17 protein-coding genes are annotated in these 15737 nt (G+C 59.1%); 3 read left to right on the top strand and 14 right to left on the bottom strand.

Annotation, left to right across the window (positions count from 1 at the left end):
* Window position 1 precedes the first annotated feature (1 nt).
* From BFV63_RS10525 to BFV63_RS10515, 3 genes are read right to left on the bottom strand one after another with little or no spacing between them, the layout of a single operon-like run.
* Window positions 2-1261 carry an NAD(P)/FAD-dependent oxidoreductase gene (locus BFV63_RS10525; RefSeq protein WP_048240854.1) on the bottom strand — a complete coding sequence of 420 codons (1260 nt, stop codon included), beginning with the start codon at window positions 1259-1261 and terminating at the stop codon, window positions 2-4.
* Window positions 1258-1977 carry an SDR family NAD(P)-dependent oxidoreductase gene (locus tag BFV63_RS10520; RefSeq protein ID WP_032609134.1) on the bottom strand — a complete coding sequence of 240 codons (720 nt, stop codon included), beginning with the start codon at window positions 1975-1977 and terminating at the stop codon, window positions 1258-1260. The genes BFV63_RS10525 and BFV63_RS10520 overlap by 4 nt, the downstream gene beginning before the upstream one ends.
* Window positions 1974-2408 (bottom strand): nuclear transport factor 2 family protein, encoded by a 435-nt coding sequence (locus tag BFV63_RS10515; RefSeq protein WP_045894321.1) that lies wholly within the window; start codon window positions 2406-2408, stop codon window positions 1974-1976. The genes BFV63_RS10520 and BFV63_RS10515 overlap by 4 nt, the downstream gene beginning before the upstream one ends.
* Window positions 2409-2667: 259 nt before the next feature.
* Between BFV63_RS10515 and BFV63_RS10510 the strand changes: the two genes are divergently transcribed.
* The gene (locus BFV63_RS10510; protein ID WP_003857318.1) at window positions 2668-2865 is read left to right on the top strand and encodes a hypothetical protein; all 198 of its coding nucleotides are present in this window, start codon (window positions 2668-2670) and stop codon (window positions 2863-2865) included.
* A 1-nt stretch (window position 2866) separates the two neighbouring features.
* Window positions 2867-3619, top strand: coding sequence for a hypothetical protein (locus tag BFV63_RS10505; RefSeq protein ID WP_022651152.1), 753 nt, complete (start codon window positions 2867-2869; stop codon window positions 3617-3619).
* Between the two features lie 56 nt (window positions 3620-3675).
* Here BFV63_RS10505 and BFV63_RS10500 read toward each other — a convergent pair whose 3' ends face one another.
* Window positions 3676-5652, bottom strand: a complete 1977-nt coding sequence (locus BFV63_RS10500; protein WP_032609131.1) for an alkyl/aryl-sulfatase — start codon at window positions 5650-5652, stop codon at window positions 3676-3678.
* 202 nt (window positions 5653-5854) lie between these two features.
* On the opposite strand from BFV63_RS10500, the gene BFV63_RS10495 reads away from it, so the two are divergent.
* Window positions 5855-6490 carry a helix-turn-helix domain-containing protein gene (locus tag BFV63_RS10495; protein ID WP_003857323.1) on the top strand — a complete coding sequence of 212 codons (636 nt, stop codon included), beginning with the start codon at window positions 5855-5857 and terminating at the stop codon, window positions 6488-6490.
* Window positions 6491-6532: 42 nt separating this feature from the next.
* On the opposite strand, the gene paaY is transcribed toward BFV63_RS10495, so the two are convergent.
* From paaY to paaD, 10 genes are all read right to left on the bottom strand, one after another.
* Complete coding sequence (gene paaY, locus BFV63_RS10490) at window positions 6533-7138, bottom strand: phenylacetic acid degradation protein PaaY (protein ID WP_006810541.1); 606 nt, start codon at window positions 7136-7138, stop codon at window positions 6533-6535.
* 9 nt (window positions 7139-7147) lie between these two features.
* A complete protein-coding gene (gene paaX / locus BFV63_RS10485; protein ID WP_069597528.1) occupies window positions 7148-8083 on the bottom strand; it encodes a phenylacetic acid degradation operon negative regulatory protein PaaX in 936 nt (311 codons plus the stop codon).
* A gap of 133 nt (window positions 8084-8216) precedes the next feature.
* Window positions 8217-9533, bottom strand: coding sequence for a phenylacetate--CoA ligase PaaK (gene paaK, locus BFV63_RS10480; RefSeq protein WP_069597527.1), 1317 nt, complete (start codon window positions 9531-9533; stop codon window positions 8217-8219).
* Between the two features lie 26 nt (window positions 9534-9559).
* Complete coding sequence (gene pcaF / locus BFV63_RS10475) at window positions 9560-10765, bottom strand: 3-oxoadipyl-CoA thiolase (protein WP_069597526.1); 1206 nt, start codon at window positions 10763-10765, stop codon at window positions 9560-9562.
* Window positions 10765-11187 carry a hydroxyphenylacetyl-CoA thioesterase PaaI gene (paaI, locus tag BFV63_RS10470; protein WP_045342864.1) on the bottom strand — a complete coding sequence of 141 codons (423 nt, stop codon included), beginning with the start codon at window positions 11185-11187 and terminating at the stop codon, window positions 10765-10767. The genes pcaF and paaI overlap by 1 nt, the downstream gene beginning before the upstream one ends.
* On the bottom strand, window positions 11177-12601 hold the full coding sequence (gene paaH / locus BFV63_RS10465) for a 3-hydroxyacyl-CoA dehydrogenase PaaH (RefSeq protein ID WP_045342863.1): 1425 nt from the start codon (window positions 12599-12601) through the stop codon (window positions 11177-11179). Before paaH ends, paaI begins: the two co-directional genes overlap by 11 nt.
* A gap of 1 nt (window position 12602) precedes the next feature.
* Window positions 12603-13391 carry a 2-(1,2-epoxy-1,2-dihydrophenyl)acetyl-CoA isomerase PaaG gene (paaG, locus tag BFV63_RS10460; RefSeq protein WP_086598478.1) on the bottom strand — a complete coding sequence of 263 codons (789 nt, stop codon included), beginning with the start codon at window positions 13389-13391 and terminating at the stop codon, window positions 12603-12605.
* Window positions 13391-14158, bottom strand: a complete 768-nt coding sequence (gene paaF, locus BFV63_RS10455) for a 2,3-dehydroadipyl-CoA hydratase PaaF (protein ID WP_045342861.1) — start codon at window positions 14156-14158, stop codon at window positions 13391-13393. Before paaF ends, paaG begins: the two co-directional genes overlap by 1 nt.
* On the bottom strand, window positions 14155-15225 hold the full coding sequence (gene paaE / locus BFV63_RS10450; protein ID WP_045333011.1) for a 1,2-phenylacetyl-CoA epoxidase subunit PaaE: 1071 nt from the start codon (window positions 15223-15225) through the stop codon (window positions 14155-14157). Before paaE ends, paaF begins: the two co-directional genes overlap by 4 nt.
* 7 nt (window positions 15226-15232) lie before the next feature.
* A complete protein-coding gene (paaD, locus tag BFV63_RS10445) occupies window positions 15233-15730 on the bottom strand; it encodes a 1,2-phenylacetyl-CoA epoxidase subunit PaaD (protein WP_048240864.1) in 498 nt (165 codons plus the stop codon).
* Between the last annotated feature and the right edge of the window lie 7 nt (window positions 15731-15737).

Genomic DNA, 15737 nt, shown 5'->3' with positions numbered 1-15737 from the left:
CTCAGTTGCCCTCCCCGGCCGCGATAGCGTTTACCACGTCCAGCGCACTGCGTACGCCATCTTCGTGGAAGCCGTTGTACCAGTACGCGCCGCAGAACCAGCTCCGCTGGCGACCGTTTATTTCTCCGCGTCGGGCCTGGGCTTGCCAGCTTTGCGGGTTAAAAAGCGGATGCTCATAGACAAAGCGGCGCAGCACATAGCGTTCTTCCACCGGCGTTTCCGGGTTGAGGGTGACGCAAAACAGCGGGCTACCCGGCGGCAGTCCCTGCAAGATATTCATGTTGTAGGTGACGCAGGCGCTGGCCCGATCCTGCTCGCTGAGGCGGTAGTTCCAGCTCGCCCACGCGCGCTTGCGCACCGGCAGCCAGCGCGGATCGCTGTGAAGCACCACCTCGTTACGCTGCCAGCCGATATCACCCAGCACCTCACGTTCAGCCTGCGTTGGGCTGGCGAGCATCGCCAGCGCCTGAGCAGAGTGACAGGCGAAGATCACCTGATCGAAGGTATGAGTGACGCCTTCCCGCTCAATATCGACGCCACGATCGTGGCGAACAACCTTCTGAACCGGCGCGTTGAGGTGCAGCGTCAGGCGATCGCCAAGCTTGTCCATCATCGCGCGGATATACTCCCGGGAGCCGCCTGGCACGACGTACCACTGCGGACGATGGGTAATGTCCAGCAGACCGTGGTTTTCAAAAAAGCGTAAAAAGAGCGGCAGCGGAAAGCGTTTCATCTCCTGTATCGACGACGACCAGATAGCCGCTCCCATTGGCAGGATGTAGTGGCGCGCAAAAAAGGGCGTAAAGCGGTGCTGGCGCAGGAACGTTTCCAGCGTGGCGGATCCATCGACTTCGCCCCGGAGCGTCTGTTTCGCCAGCCGGTTAAAGCGCACGATCTCCTTCAGTAGCGTCCAGAAGGCAGGGTTCAGCAGATTACGACGCTGGGCGAACAGCGACGTCAGCGTGTGGCCGTTGTACTCCAGCCCGCTCTGCGGGTTATGTACCGAAAAACTCATCTGCGTTTTTTGCCCGCTGATGCCCAGTTCGCTGAGCAGCCCCATGAAGCGCGGATAGGTGCGGTCGTTGTAGACGATAAAACCGGTATCGATGGCAAAGGTGCCCTGGGGCGTGTCGACATCCACCGTTGCGGTATGGCCGCCCGGGGTGGCCTGCGCCTCAAACACCGTGATCTGATGATGTCCGGCGAGCCGCCAGGCACAGGTTAACCCGGCGATGCCGCTGCCGATAATTGCGATTTTCATGGTCGCACCATCCCGCGCAGCAAAGCGCGCTGAAGTACATCGGGCAGGCCGGAAAGCAGGCGCAGCGCCAGGCTGAACCCGGCGGGAAACGCGATGTGATCCTTCCCTTTTGCCAGACCGCGACGAATGGCGTGGACGGCGTCCCCCACGCTGACCCGGCCCGGCATCGGGAAATCGTTTTTGCGGGTCAGCGGCGTGTCGACAAAACCGGGTGAAACGACCGTGACGGCAATCCCTTTCGGTTCCCAGTCGAGGCGCAGCGTGTCGGCAAACCAGGTTAACGCCGCTTTAGAGGCCCCATAGGCTTCGGCTCGCGGGAAGTGAAGCCAGTGCGCCATCGAACTGACCAGCACCACGCGGTTGCCGGATACCAGTTGCGGCTGCAACGCCGCAAGGCAGTTTACCGGCCCCATGAAATTGGTGGTCATGACCCGCGCCACCAGCTCGGCATCCACCTCGCCGCGGTCGAGATACTCGCAGGTTCCGGCGCAGAGAATCACCGTGTCGGCAGCACAGTCCGCCAGCGCCTGGCGACAGGCGTCCCTGTCTGTCATATCGAACAGGCGCACCGTGATGTTGGGGCTGTGCTGATGCACAGCGGCCAGACGTTGCGCATCGCGCCCGCAGGCAATCACCCGGTAACCATCGTCGGCAAAAGATTTCGCCAGCCCCGCCCCGATGCCCGAGCTTGCGCCGGTGATCAGAACCGTTTTCATGATTTCACTCTCCGCTTCACGCCGCGTACGGCCCAGCCGAGTATCGGGAGATGTTCGTAAATCATCTCTCCGGCATCGTAGTAATCCCGCTGGCGAACAATGCGATCGTCGCGCATGTCTACCACGGAGCAGCCCGGCAGCTGTCGCACTGCACCCCGGGCAATACGCGGGTGCGACCAGTGCATTATCCAGGTGACCACAAAGCGATCGCCCTGCTGCAACGGCGCATCAACGGTAAAGCGACAGTGCTGGACGTTAGCCAGCAAGTGGGTGAAATAGCGCTGGATCGCGAACACCCCGCTATGTTCGCCAAAGGGATCGATAAGCGTGGCATCGGCGCGATAAATCCCCGCCAGCACCGAAGGTGGCTGGGTATCCAGCGTGGCGTAGTACTCAACGAACCGACTGATGACGGACGGCAACGTGCTCATGGGTCACATCCTGGGTGTAAACAACGTAGCGAAATCGCATAATTTAAACTTACACAATTAACGTTATTTGTCCAAGTTTGCGCAGATATATTTTTTATTCTTATTATTTTTCAAAGACCTGAAATGTTACCTCGCGCAACCATTTTGAGCATAAAGTTGAATTTCGCCGCCAGGCTGCCGTTTTTTTAGGGATAACCTTAAGGCAAAGGTGCCATTTATCTTCCAGACTTATCCTTTTAATTCATAAGGATGTCACACGATGAAACATTTACTGATGACGCTCTTTTCCAGCCCGGAATCCTTGTTGCAGGTCATGAGTCACCAGGAAATTATCGAAGCCGTAGAGGATGGCGACCGCATCATCATCGATCAGGATGGAAACGCCTCGGTTAACTACAAAAGCCACGAGGTGCGGCAGGACTTTCTGCGCCATGTCAACGCGCTGAAGAGGGCCTGAAATGGGTACGGCAATATTCATGGTATTGATGGTATGCGGCTATTGGTACACCAGCCGCGATCTCTCAACCCGGTTCAAAATTAAGCGTTCATTCGGCTGGGACGTCTATTTCCTTGTGGCGCTGTATGGCTGCATTTTCGTTTTACAGGGCGTGATCGCCACCGGCCTGCTCTGGCTGTTGTTGTTCGCCCTCTCCGCCGCCGACAACACGTTCCATTTCACGTCTGCAAAATATGCCGACTGGCAAATTGATTTTATGAACTGGAGCTTCCTGGGGATTCAGGCCCCGGTGGTGGTAATGCTGACCTTCGCGATCCTGTTCTGTCTCTACCGCTCGAACTGGGCCGGGAGCGCGCGGCTGGACGGCGAAGGCCGAAAAAAGCTCTACAAGCGGCTGGCGCAATCGAGCGGGATTGAACAGCTGCTCTATCAGTGCATGGAGGAAGGTGAACTGGCGCACGTCACGCTGAAATCGCGGCGGATCTATATTGGGATGATCCATACCGCCACGCTGGAGTATGAAAAAACGGCCAATATCGTGCTTATTCCGATGCTGAGCGGCTACCGTGACGGGAAAAACATGCAGCTCTGTATCGAACATAACTACAGCAAATGGTATGCCGAGCATGATATTACGCTCGATTCAGAGCCCAAAAGCGCCATGGATTTTCGCAAAGTGATCATGCTGGATCAGATCGAGAGTATTTCGCTGTTCGATCCGGCAAGCGCCAGCGCGCTGGCAATGCGTGAATAAAAAAATGGCGCCTTATCGCAACAAGGCGCCAGGATTAACCAGGATGAACGCTAAACTTATGGCGTCACAATATTGAACCAGAAGTCAAATGTGTCCATGTAGCTCAGCATCTCTTCCAGCTTCGCCCCGTTTCCGCTCACCTTCACGTCACCCTTATCCATCGCCTGCTTCAGCGTCTCTTTCTTAAGGATGATGTTGTTCAGCGTGGTACGGTCCAGCGTGATGGTTGCGTCAGCATCCTTCGCCTGCGCGTTGGCGGTATGGTTCAGCACGCCGTTTTCCAGCTCCAGCTTGTATTTGCCGCCATCCTTACCGAGATCGACATTGAAGACCGCCTTCGCGTTACCGGCCCGCACCCCGTTGATGTGCACACCCAGGTAGTCGAAGAACATTTCCGGGGTCATCGCCCGCACGGTATCCGGGCTGGCGGTGTTCGGCGTCGGTAGCTTCTTCACGCCATTACGCAGTTCCTGCGCGCCGGTCAGGTAGAAGTTACGCCAGGTGCCCGCTTCCGCCTGGTAACCTAACTGCTCCAGCGCGTCGGCTTCCAGATTACGGGCAGCCTGGTTGTTAGGATCGGCAAAGACCACTTTGCTTACCACCTGAGCAACCCAACGGTAATTACCCTGCTGATAATCCGCTTTGGCTTTCTGCATGATGGCATCAGCGCCGCCCATGTACTGCACGAACTTCTTCGCAGCCAGTTCAGGCGGCAGCTCGTCGAGGGTTGCCGGGTTGCCGTCGAACCAGCCGAGATAAAACACGTAGGTGGCTTTGACGTCGTGGCTAACGGAGCCGTAGTAACCGCGGCTTGCCCACTGTTTTTCCAGCGATTCCGGCAGTTTAAACTCGGCGGCGATCTCGTCGCGGGTCAGCCCCTTGTTTGCCATACGAAGGGTCTGGTCGTTGATGTAGCGGTACATATCGCGCTGACCTTTCATCAGCTTGACGATATTCTCGTTACCCCAGGTCGGCCAGTGGTGCTGCGCAATAATCACTTCCGCGTCCGCGCCCCAGCGCTCAATGGCGGCGTTAATGTACTTAGACCAGGCCAGCGGGTCGCGGATTTTCGCGCCGCGCAGGGAGTAGGTGTTGTGCAGAGTATGGGTCACGTCCTCTGCGGCCTCGATCATTTTCTTCTCTTTGACATACCACAGCATCTCCGACGGAGCTTCTGAACCCGGCGCCATCATAAAGTCGTAGGTCAAACCGTCGATCACTTCTTCCTGACCGGTATGGGTAATGTAGTCGGTCGGCGGGATGAGGGTGACAGTACCCGCAGAGGTGGTGGTGCCAAGGCCTGCACCCACCTGGCCTTTTGCATTCGGCTTCAGCAGGTTGCCGTACATATAGCTCGCACGGCGGCTCATCGCGTTTCCGGCCATAATGTTTTCGGAAACCGCCTCTTTCATAAAGCCATCCGGCGCGTAGATTTTCACTTTGCCAGACTTGACGTCAGCTTCGTCAACCACGCCGCGCAGGCCGCCATAGTGGTCAACGTGGCTGTGGGTGATCACCACAGCGACGACCGGTTTCTTGCCGCGGTTTGCATAGTAGAGATCCAGCGCTTCTTTCGCCGGTTCAGCGCTTAACAGCGGGTCGATAACGGTAATGCCCTTCTCGCCCTCAATGATGGTCATGTTGGAGAGATCGAGATTACGGATCTGATACACGCCGTCGGTGACCTTAAACAGCCCGCCAATGTTGATCAACTGTGACTGACGCCACAGGCTCGGGTTTACCGTATCCGGGGCTTTCTCACCCTCTTTCACGAAATCATATTTCGCCGGGTTCCAGATAACGTTCCCCTGCTCGCCTTTAATCATGTTTTGCGGCAGCGGGGCGATAAAGCCTTTATGGGCGTTCTCAAAGTCGGTTTTATCGGCAAACGGTAATTTGTTATACAGGGCGTTATTTACCTGCCGGGTCGTGGCAGTGGCATCCTGCGGCTGTACTTCCGCAAACGCGGAAAGCGACAGCGACGTCAACACACCGGCAAGCGCCAGATGTTTAGCAATTAGGGTTAATTTCATTGAATGGCCTCATAGATTAATTGCGCCGCCTGGATATTTACTGTTGGCGGATAATTTTAATGCGAACTCATTGACGACCATTCTAAACAGAATACCTTTCCATCATAGTCCCATATGGGACTGGTTATTTATGGGTTCGTAATTCGGGGCCTATTGCTGCTATACTCGCTACCACGGCAAACGTTGCGGGGAGAGGCTTAGCGTGAATTTTCAGGATATCCATACCTATTATCAGCAACTCAATATTGGGCAATTTTTTCCGCACATGCTTTGTAAAGGCGAGGCCTTAACCGTTGCCGCAAATAAAAAACTCACCGTCGAGCCTGGCTATATCTATTTTTGCACTGAAGGATCGCTGACGATATTAATGCCTGATGATGGCCTTAATATTGGCAATACTATCGAGTATATGCCGATAGGGTTAATGGAAAGGTATTGTCCACTGGCGAAGTATGAATATCGCAGCAGTGCGAAGGTGAAGCTGGTGAGAATATCCTGGGTCGACTTCGACCAGATATTTTTCCAGGGCGGGCCTGAGCGCATGCAGGCGCTGGCCACCATACTGACCTACATGTCCATATTTACCATCGACCTGCACAATGAACGCAGGCAGGTCACCAGCTACCAGACCATCAAACCAATGCTGTACCGCTATCTCTATCGGCAGGAGACCCACACGGGAGAGAATGAGGGCCTGGCGCTGTTTATCATCAAGCGCACTAACCTGTCACGAACGCATGTCTTTCGCGTGCTGGCAGATCTTAAAGCCGGGGGATATATCACCATGAAGCGCGGAAAGCTGGTGTCGATTGACCGGCCCCTGCCGGATGCGTATTGAGCTCATTTTCACGCCTTGATCAACGTGCGGGAGCGAACAGCCTTATTTATCCCGGCCAGCCGACTTAGGCCGTAAATTCTCATCGAAGACCAGCCGTTTGCGTCCTGGCTCTTCTTCACGCAGCGGCTCCACCTGGTGCAGCGTCTGCTTACAACGGTCCACCAGCACCTGATACTCCCGCGTGCCCTGCTTTTTCCACTCTATTTCCTGCGCACTTAGCTCACGAATCGCTTTCGCCGGACTGCCAAGAATTAAGTGATTCGCAGGCATTTCCGCTTTGGCCTTCACAAACGCCGCCGCCCCAACGATGCTGTTTTCGCCGATCGTCGCCCCGTCCATCACGACCGCATTCATCCCCACCAGCGCATTACGGCGGATAATGCAGCCGTGCAGGATCGCGCTGTGGCCGATATGCCCGTCCTCTTCCACCACCGTGTCCTGCTCCGGAAAACCGTGCATCACGCAGTTATCCTGGATGTTCGCGCCGTCTTTCACCACGATCCGGCCAAAATCGCCGCGCAGGCTGGCGTTGGGCCCCACGTAAACGCCTTTGCCGAGGATCACGTCGCCAATCAGCACCGCGGTCGGGTGAACATAGCTCTCTTCAGGCACGACCGGCGTCAGACCATCAATTTGATAAACAGGCATACCCTCTCCTTATGTGATATTCAGACCACCAAAACGCTGGTGATAAAGCGTGCCGGGAGCGGGCAGCTCGCCCACAGAGGTTTCCCCCTTCTCACTGACAAACGCCAGGGCTCCCGCCGCCACGCGCTGGTAGATATTAATGCACAGCTGTCGCGCGCTCTGTCCCGCCCAGTGCGCAGGAAGTAACTCCTCCGGCAACAGCGGATCTTTCAGCACCACGCGACGATAAAAATGAATGAGTAACAGCTGGATCTGGAAGCAGCGTTCCGGGGTCAAATCCTCAGGCGGCGTTTCTTTCAGCAGCGGCAACAGCGGACGGAACGAGTTGATAAACGTTTCGTACATCGCGTTTTGTTCGCTCAACTGCCAGCACTCTTCCACGCGGGCTCGTAACGCCGCACGTGATAAGGCCAGCGGTGAATGGGCCTCAAAGAAAATGACGTTTTCCGCCACGCCCGCGTCATGCAGCAGAGACTGCACGTCCGCCAGGTTCTGCGACGGCGAGGCCATCAGGCTCGGCGCCAGCGTGCCGAACCCTTGCCAGATGAGCTGTTTTTTCACGTCCGCGAGGGTGGTTTTATCCAGCCCCTCGGAGAGCAGCAGCAGCCATTTACCATCCCACGCCGGCAGTTCCGCACGGTAGATTTTATTTTCCGCGCGGCGGGTCAAACGCAGCCCCTTGTCGCTGAGACGGTAAAAGCTGCGGCGGCCAATGCGGGACACGTCCAGCCAGCCCTCTTTGTTGAGGCGAAACAGCGCGGTGCGCACAAAACGCTCGCCAAATCCCATCCCTTCCAGCAGGGCCGCCAGGCTGCCGAGCCAGATCTCTCCGCCGCGGTGCGAAAGCGCGTCGCCATACAGTGAGGAGATAAGCGACGTTCCGCTGACGGGAACAGAGCTGACTGCATGCTGGATAAAGGCTTCAAGTTTATTCATGTGATTCATTCTTTTGTTATTTTTTTCCTGGATGAATCATAGCATACGAATCTGGGGTGTACCCTCACCCTAACCCTCTCCCAAAGGGAGAGGGAACTTAATACACCCTCTCCCTTTGGGAGAGGGCTGGGGTGAGGAGAATTCAACCGTTAGCTGCCACTTTACGCAAATCAAACACCCGGCAAGCTTTACCCTCGGAGCGCGGTATGCTGCCACAGTTAACGATCATCACGTCGGTCGAGATCCCCACCATCGATTTAATCCGATGACGCAGCTGATGGCAGACCTGACAGCGCTGCTCATGGGTCAGCGTTAAGCTGCTCTGTTTCAGCTCGACCTTCACCGAAAGTGAATCAAGATGCCCGCGGCGGTTCACCTCCAGCTGATAGTGTGGCGAAAGATGTTCGAACTTAACGATCTCCTCTTCCAGCTGTGACGGGAAGACGTTCACGCCGCGAATGATGAGCATGTCGTCGCTGCGCCCGCTGATGCGATCCATCCGGCGCATGGTGCGTGCAGTGCCCGGCAGCAGGCGCGTGAGGTCGCGGGTGCGGTAGCGGATCACCGGCAGTGCCTCTTTGGTCAGGGTGGTGAACAGCAGTTCGCCCTGCTCGCCGTCGGCCAGCGGCGTGCCGTCATTCGGGTTGACGATCTCCGGGTAGAAGTGATCTTCCCAGATGGTCGGGCCGTCAGCGGTTTCAAGACACTCCATCGCCACGCCCGGCCCCATCACCTCGGAGAGACCATAGATATCCAGCGCGGTAATGCCCAGCCGTTTTTCAATTTCGCAGCGCATCGCCTGCGTCCACGGCTCGGCGCCAAACACGCCGACGCGCAGGGAACAGGCGCTGGCGTCACCGCCCATCTGACGCTCCAGCTCTTCAATTAAATTCAGGCAGTATGAGGGCGTCACCATGATCATATCCGGCTGAAAATCGCGGATCAGCTGCGCCTGCTTCTCCGTCTGGCCGCCGGACATCGGGATCACCGTCGCACCCAGACGCTCGGCACCGTAGTGCGCCCCCAGCCCGCCGGTGAATAGCCCGTAGCCGTAGGCCACGTGAATTTTATCCTTCGCGCTGCCCCCGGCGGCGCGCAGGGAACGGGCAACTATATTGGCCCAGTTGTCGATATCATTCTGGGTATATCCCACCACGGTCGGCTTTCCGGTGGTGCCCGACGAGGCGTGGATGCGCACCACCTGCTCCATCGGCACCGCAAAGGTATCGAACGGGTAGTTGTCGCGCAGATCCTGCTTGGTGGTGCACGGGAATTTTTGCAGGTCCGCCAGCTCGTTAAAATCGTCAGGGTGAACGCCCGCGGCGTCAAACTTGCGTTTGTACATCGGAACGTTGTTGTAGGCGTGGTTCAGCGTCCACTTCAGGCGCGCGGTCTGAAACGCCTGCAATTCATCAATGGACGCGGTTTCGATCGGATCAAGCTTTGTTGTATTTATCATCGCAGGGTACTCACATTATTGTTCGCTCAAACACGCTCAAGGATCATGGCAATGCCCTGACCCACACCGATGCACATCGTACACAGCGCGTAGCGCCCGCCGCGTCGGTGCAATTCATTGCTCGCGGCCAGCGCCAGTCTGGCACCGCTCATTCCCAGCGGATGACCTAACGCGATCGCCCCGCCATTCGGGTTCACATGCTCCGCGTCATCCGGCAAACCCAGCTGACGCAGCACGCCCAGCGCCTGTGCGGCGAAGGCTTCGTTAAGCTCAATGACGTCCATATCGGTGATACTGAGTCCGGCACGTTCCAGCACCTTACGGGTGGCGGGAACCGGGCCTAATCCCATCAGACGCGGCTCGACGCCCGCGGTCGCCATGGCCACAATGCGGGTGCGCGGGGTTAACCCCTGTGCAAGCGCCATCGGCTCGCTGGCGATAATCAGCGCCGCCGCCCCGTCGTTCACGCCGGAGGCGTTCCCCGCCGTCACCACACCGTTCTTGCGGAACGGAGCTTTCAGCGCGGCAAGCTGTTCAAGGGTGGTTTCGGCGCGCGGATGCTCGTCCACGCACACTTCCGTTACGGCACCTTTTTTCCCCGCCATCTGTACCGGGATAATCTCCTGCGCCAGAACGCCATTCTGCTGCGCCCGCGCGGTGCGCTGCTGGCTGCGCAGGGCAAATGCATCCTGATCGGCACGGCTTATATTTAACAATTCCGCTACATTCTCTGCCGTTTCCGGCATGCTGTCAGTTCCGTATTGCTGATGCATGAGCGGATTCACAAATCGCCAGCCGATGGTGGTGTCGAAGATCTCCGCCTGACGCTGAAACGCCGCGGTGGCTTTGCCCATCACGAACGGCGCACGGGACATGGATTCGACGCCACCGGCGATCAGCAGATCGCCATCCCCGGCCCTGATGGCGCGCGCCGCGAAGCCAAGGGCATCCAGACCGGAGCCGCACAGGCGGTTAATGGTGGTACCGGAAACGGTCTGCGGCAGCCCGGCCAGCAGCGATGACATGCGCGCTACGTTGCGGTTATCCTCTCCGGCCTGATTTGCGCAGCCGAAGATCACATCATCTATGCGCTCCAGATCGAGCTGCGGGTAAAGCGCCAGCAGCGCACGCAGCGGCACGGCCCCTAAGTCATCGGCACGCACGCTGGATAATCCTCCACCGTAGCGACCGACCGGGGTACGCACACCCTCACAAATAAATGCGTCACGCATCAGGCTTCTCCTGTCACACTGCCGCCGGTGCGGTGCGATTTCCCGCGAAAAAGAGCGACGGTTTTCTGGTGTTGGTTCTGAATTTCAATGTCGTATACGCCGGTCAGTTTGCCCTGATGCTTCACCCGCGCGGTAGCGGTCAGCTTATCGCCGGCAAAGCCCGGACGCAGAAAATCGATGGCGCAGCCTGAGGCCACCGCCGCCAGCCCCTGACTGTTGCAGGCGTAGGCAAAGGCGGTATCGGCCAGCGAGAACAGCTGTCCGCCGTGGCAGGTTTTATGCCCGTTGAGCATCTGCGGGGTGATGGTCATGGTCACCACCGCGTAGCCCTCGCCCATGTCGAGAATGTCCATCCCCATCGCCTGCGCGCAGGCGTCCCGTTCGTACATCGCGCGGGCGTTATGCCAGGCGTTATGACTCATAGCTACTCTCCAGAAGCGCACGCTGGCGCAGCAGTGAACAGGGGCGATAGCGTTCCTCGCCGTAGTGACGTTGCAGGTTCTCCAGCAGCGTTAACAGACGCTGCCAGCCAAGGCGCTCGCCCCAGGCGATGGGCCCGCAGGGATAGTTGACCCCTAAGCGCATGGCGGTATCGATGTCTTGCTCGCTGGCGACCCCTTTTTGCAGGGCGTCCAGCGCTTCGTTGGCAATCATCGCTACCGTGCGCCAGACCAGCAGGCCGGGGTAATCGGCAATCTGGACCACCCGTTTCTGCTGGTGCTGCAACCAGTAAATGGCTTTCTGCGTGGCGGCGTGCGGGTTGCCGGGTGCGGCGGCTATCACGGCCACATCCCGCTCGATGCGGTCGACCACCACCACCGGGCAGCCGTGGCGCAGCGCCAGCGACTGCGCGGTCTCACCCTGCGTTTCGATCAGCAACAGATCGTCAATTTCCGTGACACCGTCACTTCTTCGCTGTACGCGCATGGGGTTGAAGCTGTCGCTGACCGGGGCGAGCCAGCTGACGGTGGGTTTCTCCTCCAGCCAGCGGTAAACGCCCTGCCCGCTTTTCTTACCCAGACGCCCCGCCAGCACCAGCTCCTGCTGCACCAGCGACGGCAGAAAACGACGCTCCTGCCAGAAGGCATTAAACACGGAGCAGGTCACGGCAAAGTTGACGTCCTGACCAATCATGTCCGTCAGCTCAAGCGGCCCCATCGGGAAGCCTCCGCCGTCTCGCAGGGCGGCGTCAATCACCTCGGGCGTTGCCACCTGCTCTTCCAGCGCGCGCCAGGCTTCCGAGTAGAACGGGCGCGCCACGCGGTTGACGATAAACCCCGGCGTGGACTGGCAGCGTACCGGCTGCTTTCCCCAGCTCAGCGCCAGCTCGCACAGCGCATCGGCCACTTCTGGTGAGGTCGCCAGCCCGCTGACCACCTCCACCAGCTTCATCACCGGGGCAGGATTGAAGAAGTGCAGCCCGGCGACGCGTTCAGGGTGGTTTATCTCCGCCGCAATCGCGGTAACGGAAATGGACGAGGTATTGCTGGCGAGCAGCGTCTGCGGCGGGCAAACCTCTGCCAGCTGGGTAAACAGCGCCTTTTTCACTTCAAGCCGCTCGGAGGCCGCCTCAATCACCAGATCGGCTTTCGCCAGAGCACTGATATTCGTCACCGGCGTCAGGCGGGCGAGGATCTGCTCCCCGGCGTCGGCAGAGAGTTTTCCACGCGCAACGCGTGAGGACAGCCGCTGGCGAATGCCGTCGACGGCGCGGGAAATCGCCGCTGCGTCAATGTCGTACACCAGAACCGGATGACCGTGGCTGGCTGCCACTTCGGCAATCCCGGCGCCCATGGTGCCGCTGCCAATGACGGCGACCGTATGGATATTCACCATATTATTTCCCCGTAAAGTTCGGCGCGCGTTTTGCCAGGAACGCGCTGACGCCTTCCCGGTAGTCGTCGCTGCGTCCGGCCAGGCGTTGATAGTCGCGCTCCAGATCAAGCTGGGCGTCGAGGGTGTTGGTTTCGGCGGCGTTGATCGCCTGCTTGATCAAGCCCAGGCCAAAGGTCGGCTGCGAGGCAAAATGCAGCGCCATCTGCTGTACGGTGGCGGAGAGCTGCTCGTCGTCCACCACCTGCCAGATCATTCCCCAGGCCTGTGCCTGCTCAGCGCTGAGCTTATCGCCCAGCAATGCCAGCCCCATGGCGCGGGCGCGTCCGGCCACGCGCGGCAGCAGCCAGGTGCCGCCGCAGTCCGGGACGAGGCCGAGCTTGCTGAAGGCCATCACAAAACTGGCGGAGCGCGCCGCAATCACCATGTCGCAGCCGAGGGCCAGCGTCGCCCCCGCGCCCGCCGCCACGCCGTTAACCGCGCAAATCACCGGCTTCGGCAGTTTTGCCAGGCGGCGCACCAGCGGGTTGTAAAAAGTCTCAACGGACATGCCCAGATCGGGCGCCGGGCCGTTCGGGTCGACGTTACGGTCGTTGAGATCCTGCCCGGCGCAGAAACCGCGTCCTGCCCCGGTGATCAGCAGGCAGCGGATGGCGTCATCGCGCTCGGCCTGCTTCAGGCATTCGGAAAGCTGCTGGTGCATGACGTCGTTAAAGCTGTTCAGGCGCTCCGGGCGGTTCAGCGTAATGGTCATTACGCCCTGCTCAACATGGCTCAGAATAGATTCCACAATTAGCGTCCTTTAAAGTCTGGGGTGCGTTTTTGTAAAAAGGCGTTGATCCCTTCCCGGCGATCGTCGGTGGCCGCGAGCAGCGCAAACAGCTGACGCTCCTGCGCCAGCCCGGCCTGAAGCGGGACTTCCTGCGACTGGCGAAGCGCCTGCTTCGCCGCCTGTAGCGCCAGCGGCGAATGGCGCGCCATCAGCGCTGCCTGCTTCAGGGCGTACTCCAGCGTCAGCGAGGCCGGATAGACGTCGCTGACCAGCCCGGCGCTGTGCGCCTGCACCGCCGTGATGCTTTCGCCCGTCAGCACCATTTTGCTGGCCAGCGATTTGCCTACGCTGCGGATCAGCCGCTGGGTGCCGCCTGCGCCCGGCATGATCCCGATGGTGATTTCCGGCAGGCCAAAACGGGCGTTATCGCCAGCAATCACGACATCGCAGAGCAGCGCCAGCTCACAGCCTGCCCCCAGCGCGAAGCCGTTTACGGCGGCAATCAGCGGTTTGGTGAAGGCGTTGATCCGCGCCCACAGCTGCGGACGGATATCGTTCAGGGTGGCGGGCAGGTCTTTCTCCGCCATTTCGTTGAGATCGGCCCCGGCGGCAAAGCAGCGTTCGTTGCCGTACATCACGCAGACGGCGATCTCAGCATCCGCGGCGGCGGCCTCAAGCTGCTCCGCGATTTGCAGGAGCAGCGCATTGTTGAGCGCGTTGCGCGCCGCCGGACGGTTAAGCGTTAGCTGCAACACGCGGCCATGACGGGTAACAATCAGTTCGCTCATGCCATCCCCTTCGCATCAAAATCGACGATAACGTCGGCGGTTAACGGCAGCGCCTGACAGCTCAGCACATAGCCTGCGGCCAGCTCGTCCGGCTCCAGGCTGTAGTTGGTCGCCATATCGACTTTCCCACGCAGCACTTTGCATTTGCAGGTGGCGCATACGCCGCCCTTGCAGGCGTAAGGCAGATCCGCCCCCTGACGCAGGGCCGCGTCAAGAATGCTTTCGTCGTCCGCCGTCAGGGTGATCTCCCTGTCGCGCCCGTCCTGACGGACGGTGACCTTCTGGCCATCGGCCTGCACGCTGGCTGTCCGTTTAACGGCGGTACCCGGCGTGTTAAAGCGCTCAAGATGGATCGCTTTTTCCGGCATACCCAGCGCTTTAAGCGCCGCTTCGGCCTCATCCATCATCGCCGACGGGCCACAGATGAAGGCTTCATCGTACTGACGGAAATTCACCAGCGTTTTTGCCAGCGCCTGGAGCTTTTCCCCGTCAATGCGGCCATGGAGCAGATCGCTGTCGAGCGTCTCCTGGCTGAAGATGGCGATCAGCTGTAAACGCTGCGGGTATTTATCTTTCAGGTCCGCCAGCGCCCGGCGGAACATCATGCTCTGGCTGCTGCGGTTGCCGTAAATCAGGGTGAAGTGGCTGTGGGCTTCAGTGGCCAGCGTAGCGGACATAATCGCCAGCATCGGGGTGATCCCGGACCCGGCGGCAATCGCCAGATAGTGGCCTTCGCGTTCAGCCTGCGGCTGGTAGCCAAAATGCCCCTGGGGCACCATCACCTCCAGCGCCATGCCCGGTTTGATCTCGTCCCGGGCATAGCGGGAAAAACGTCCGCCCTCGATGGCTTTGACCGCCACGCTGATCTCACCGCACGCGGTGCTTCGGCAGATGGAGTAGCAGCGGCGCAGTTCATCCCCGCCAGGGCTGGCTTTCAGGGTCAGATGCTGACCGGGACGGAAGCGGTACGCCTCCTGTAACGCCTGCGGCACCGCGAAGGTAATGGTCACCGCGTCGCGGGTTTCGGGCTCCACTTTTGCCACTATTAATGAATGAAACGTTGTCATGGCAGCCTCAAATACATTTGAAATAATCGAAGGGCTCACGGCAGGTATTGCAGCTGTAGAGCGCTTTGCAGGCCGTGGATCCAAATTCACTGATAAGCGAGGTATCGGTGCTCGCACAGCGCGGGCAGCTCACCTCCGCGGGAACGTGGGCATGGCAGCTATGACCAACAGGCGGGCTGATGCCATATTCACGCAGGCGCCTGCGGGCATCGTCGGTCATCCAGTCGGTGGTCCAGGCGGGCTCCAGTTGCAGCACAATATGTACCGGGCTAAAGCCGTTTCCGGTCAGGGTTTCGCGGATCGCCCCCAGCAGATGCTCCGTTGCCGGACAGCCCGAATAGGTTGGCGTGAAGCCGATAACCCAGCCTTCCCCCTGTGCCTTCACGCTGCGCACCATGCCCAGGTCGGTGATGGTCAGCACCGGCACTTCCGGGTCGGGGATCTGGCTTAACAGCGCCCAAATCTGCGGGATTTGTGCAGGCGCGATGTCGACGAGGCGTTGCATGGCGTCC

Origin of the sequence: Enterobacter hormaechei subsp. xiangfangensis (assembly GCF_001729785.1) — a bacterium.
In the GTDB taxonomy this organism is placed as follows: Bacteria; Pseudomonadota; Gammaproteobacteria; order Enterobacterales; family Enterobacteriaceae; genus Enterobacter; species Enterobacter hormaechei_C.
Note: the sequence above shows the minus strand (reverse complement) of the source record. Positions and strands in the feature narration are given on the sequence as shown.

What these genes read in the sequence shown, in the direction of transcription:
- BFV63_RS10520 (WP_032609134.1), bottom strand. Translation starts at nt 1,977, where the DNA reads ATGAAAACGGTTCTGATCACCGGCGCAAGCTCGGGCATCGGGGCGGGG.
- BFV63_RS10515 (WP_045894321.1), bottom strand. Translation starts at nt 2,408, where the DNA reads ATGAGCACGTTGCCGTCCGTCATCAGTCGGTTCGTTGAGTACTACGCC.
- BFV63_RS10510 (WP_003857318.1), top strand. Translation starts at nt 2,668, where the DNA reads ATGAAACATTTACTGATGACGCTCTTTTCCAGCCCGGAATCCTTGTTG.
- paaH (WP_045342863.1), bottom strand. Translation starts at nt 12,601, where the DNA reads ATGGTGAATATCCATACGGTCGCCGTCATTGGCAGCGGCACCATGGGC.
- paaK (WP_069597527.1), bottom strand. Translation starts at nt 9,533, where the DNA reads ATGATAAATACAACAAAGCTTGATCCGATCGAAACCGCGTCCATTGAT.
- paaD (WP_048240864.1), bottom strand. Translation starts at nt 15,730, where the DNA reads ATGCAACGCCTCGTCGACATCGCGCCTGCACAAATCCCGCAGATTTGG.
- BFV63_RS10500 (WP_032609131.1), bottom strand. Translation starts at nt 5,652, where the DNA reads ATGAAATTAACCCTAATTGCTAAACATCTGGCGCTTGCCGGTGTGTTG.
- pcaF (WP_069597526.1), bottom strand. Translation starts at nt 10,765, where the DNA reads ATGCGTGACGCATTTATTTGTGAGGGTGTGCGTACCCCGGTCGGTCGC.
- paaX (WP_069597528.1), bottom strand. Translation starts at nt 8,083, where the DNA reads ATGAATCACATGAATAAACTTGAAGCCTTTATCCAGCATGCAGTCAGC.
- BFV63_RS10525 (WP_048240854.1), bottom strand. Translation starts at nt 1,261, where the DNA reads ATGAAAATCGCAATTATCGGCAGCGGCATCGCCGGGTTAACCTGTGCC.
- paaY (WP_006810541.1), bottom strand. Translation starts at nt 7,138, where the DNA reads ATGCCTGTTTATCAAATTGATGGTCTGACGCCGGTCGTGCCTGAAGAG.
- paaI (WP_045342864.1), bottom strand. Translation starts at nt 11,187, where the DNA reads ATGAGTCATAACGCCTGGCATAACGCCCGCGCGATGTACGAACGGGAC.
- BFV63_RS10505 (WP_022651152.1), top strand. Translation starts at nt 2,867, where the DNA reads ATGGGTACGGCAATATTCATGGTATTGATGGTATGCGGCTATTGGTAC.
- paaE (WP_045333011.1), bottom strand. Translation starts at nt 15,225, where the DNA reads ATGACAACGTTTCATTCATTAATAGTGGCAAAAGTGGAGCCCGAAACC.
- paaF (WP_045342861.1), bottom strand. Translation starts at nt 14,158, where the DNA reads ATGAGCGAACTGATTGTTACCCGTCATGGCCGCGTGTTGCAGCTAACG.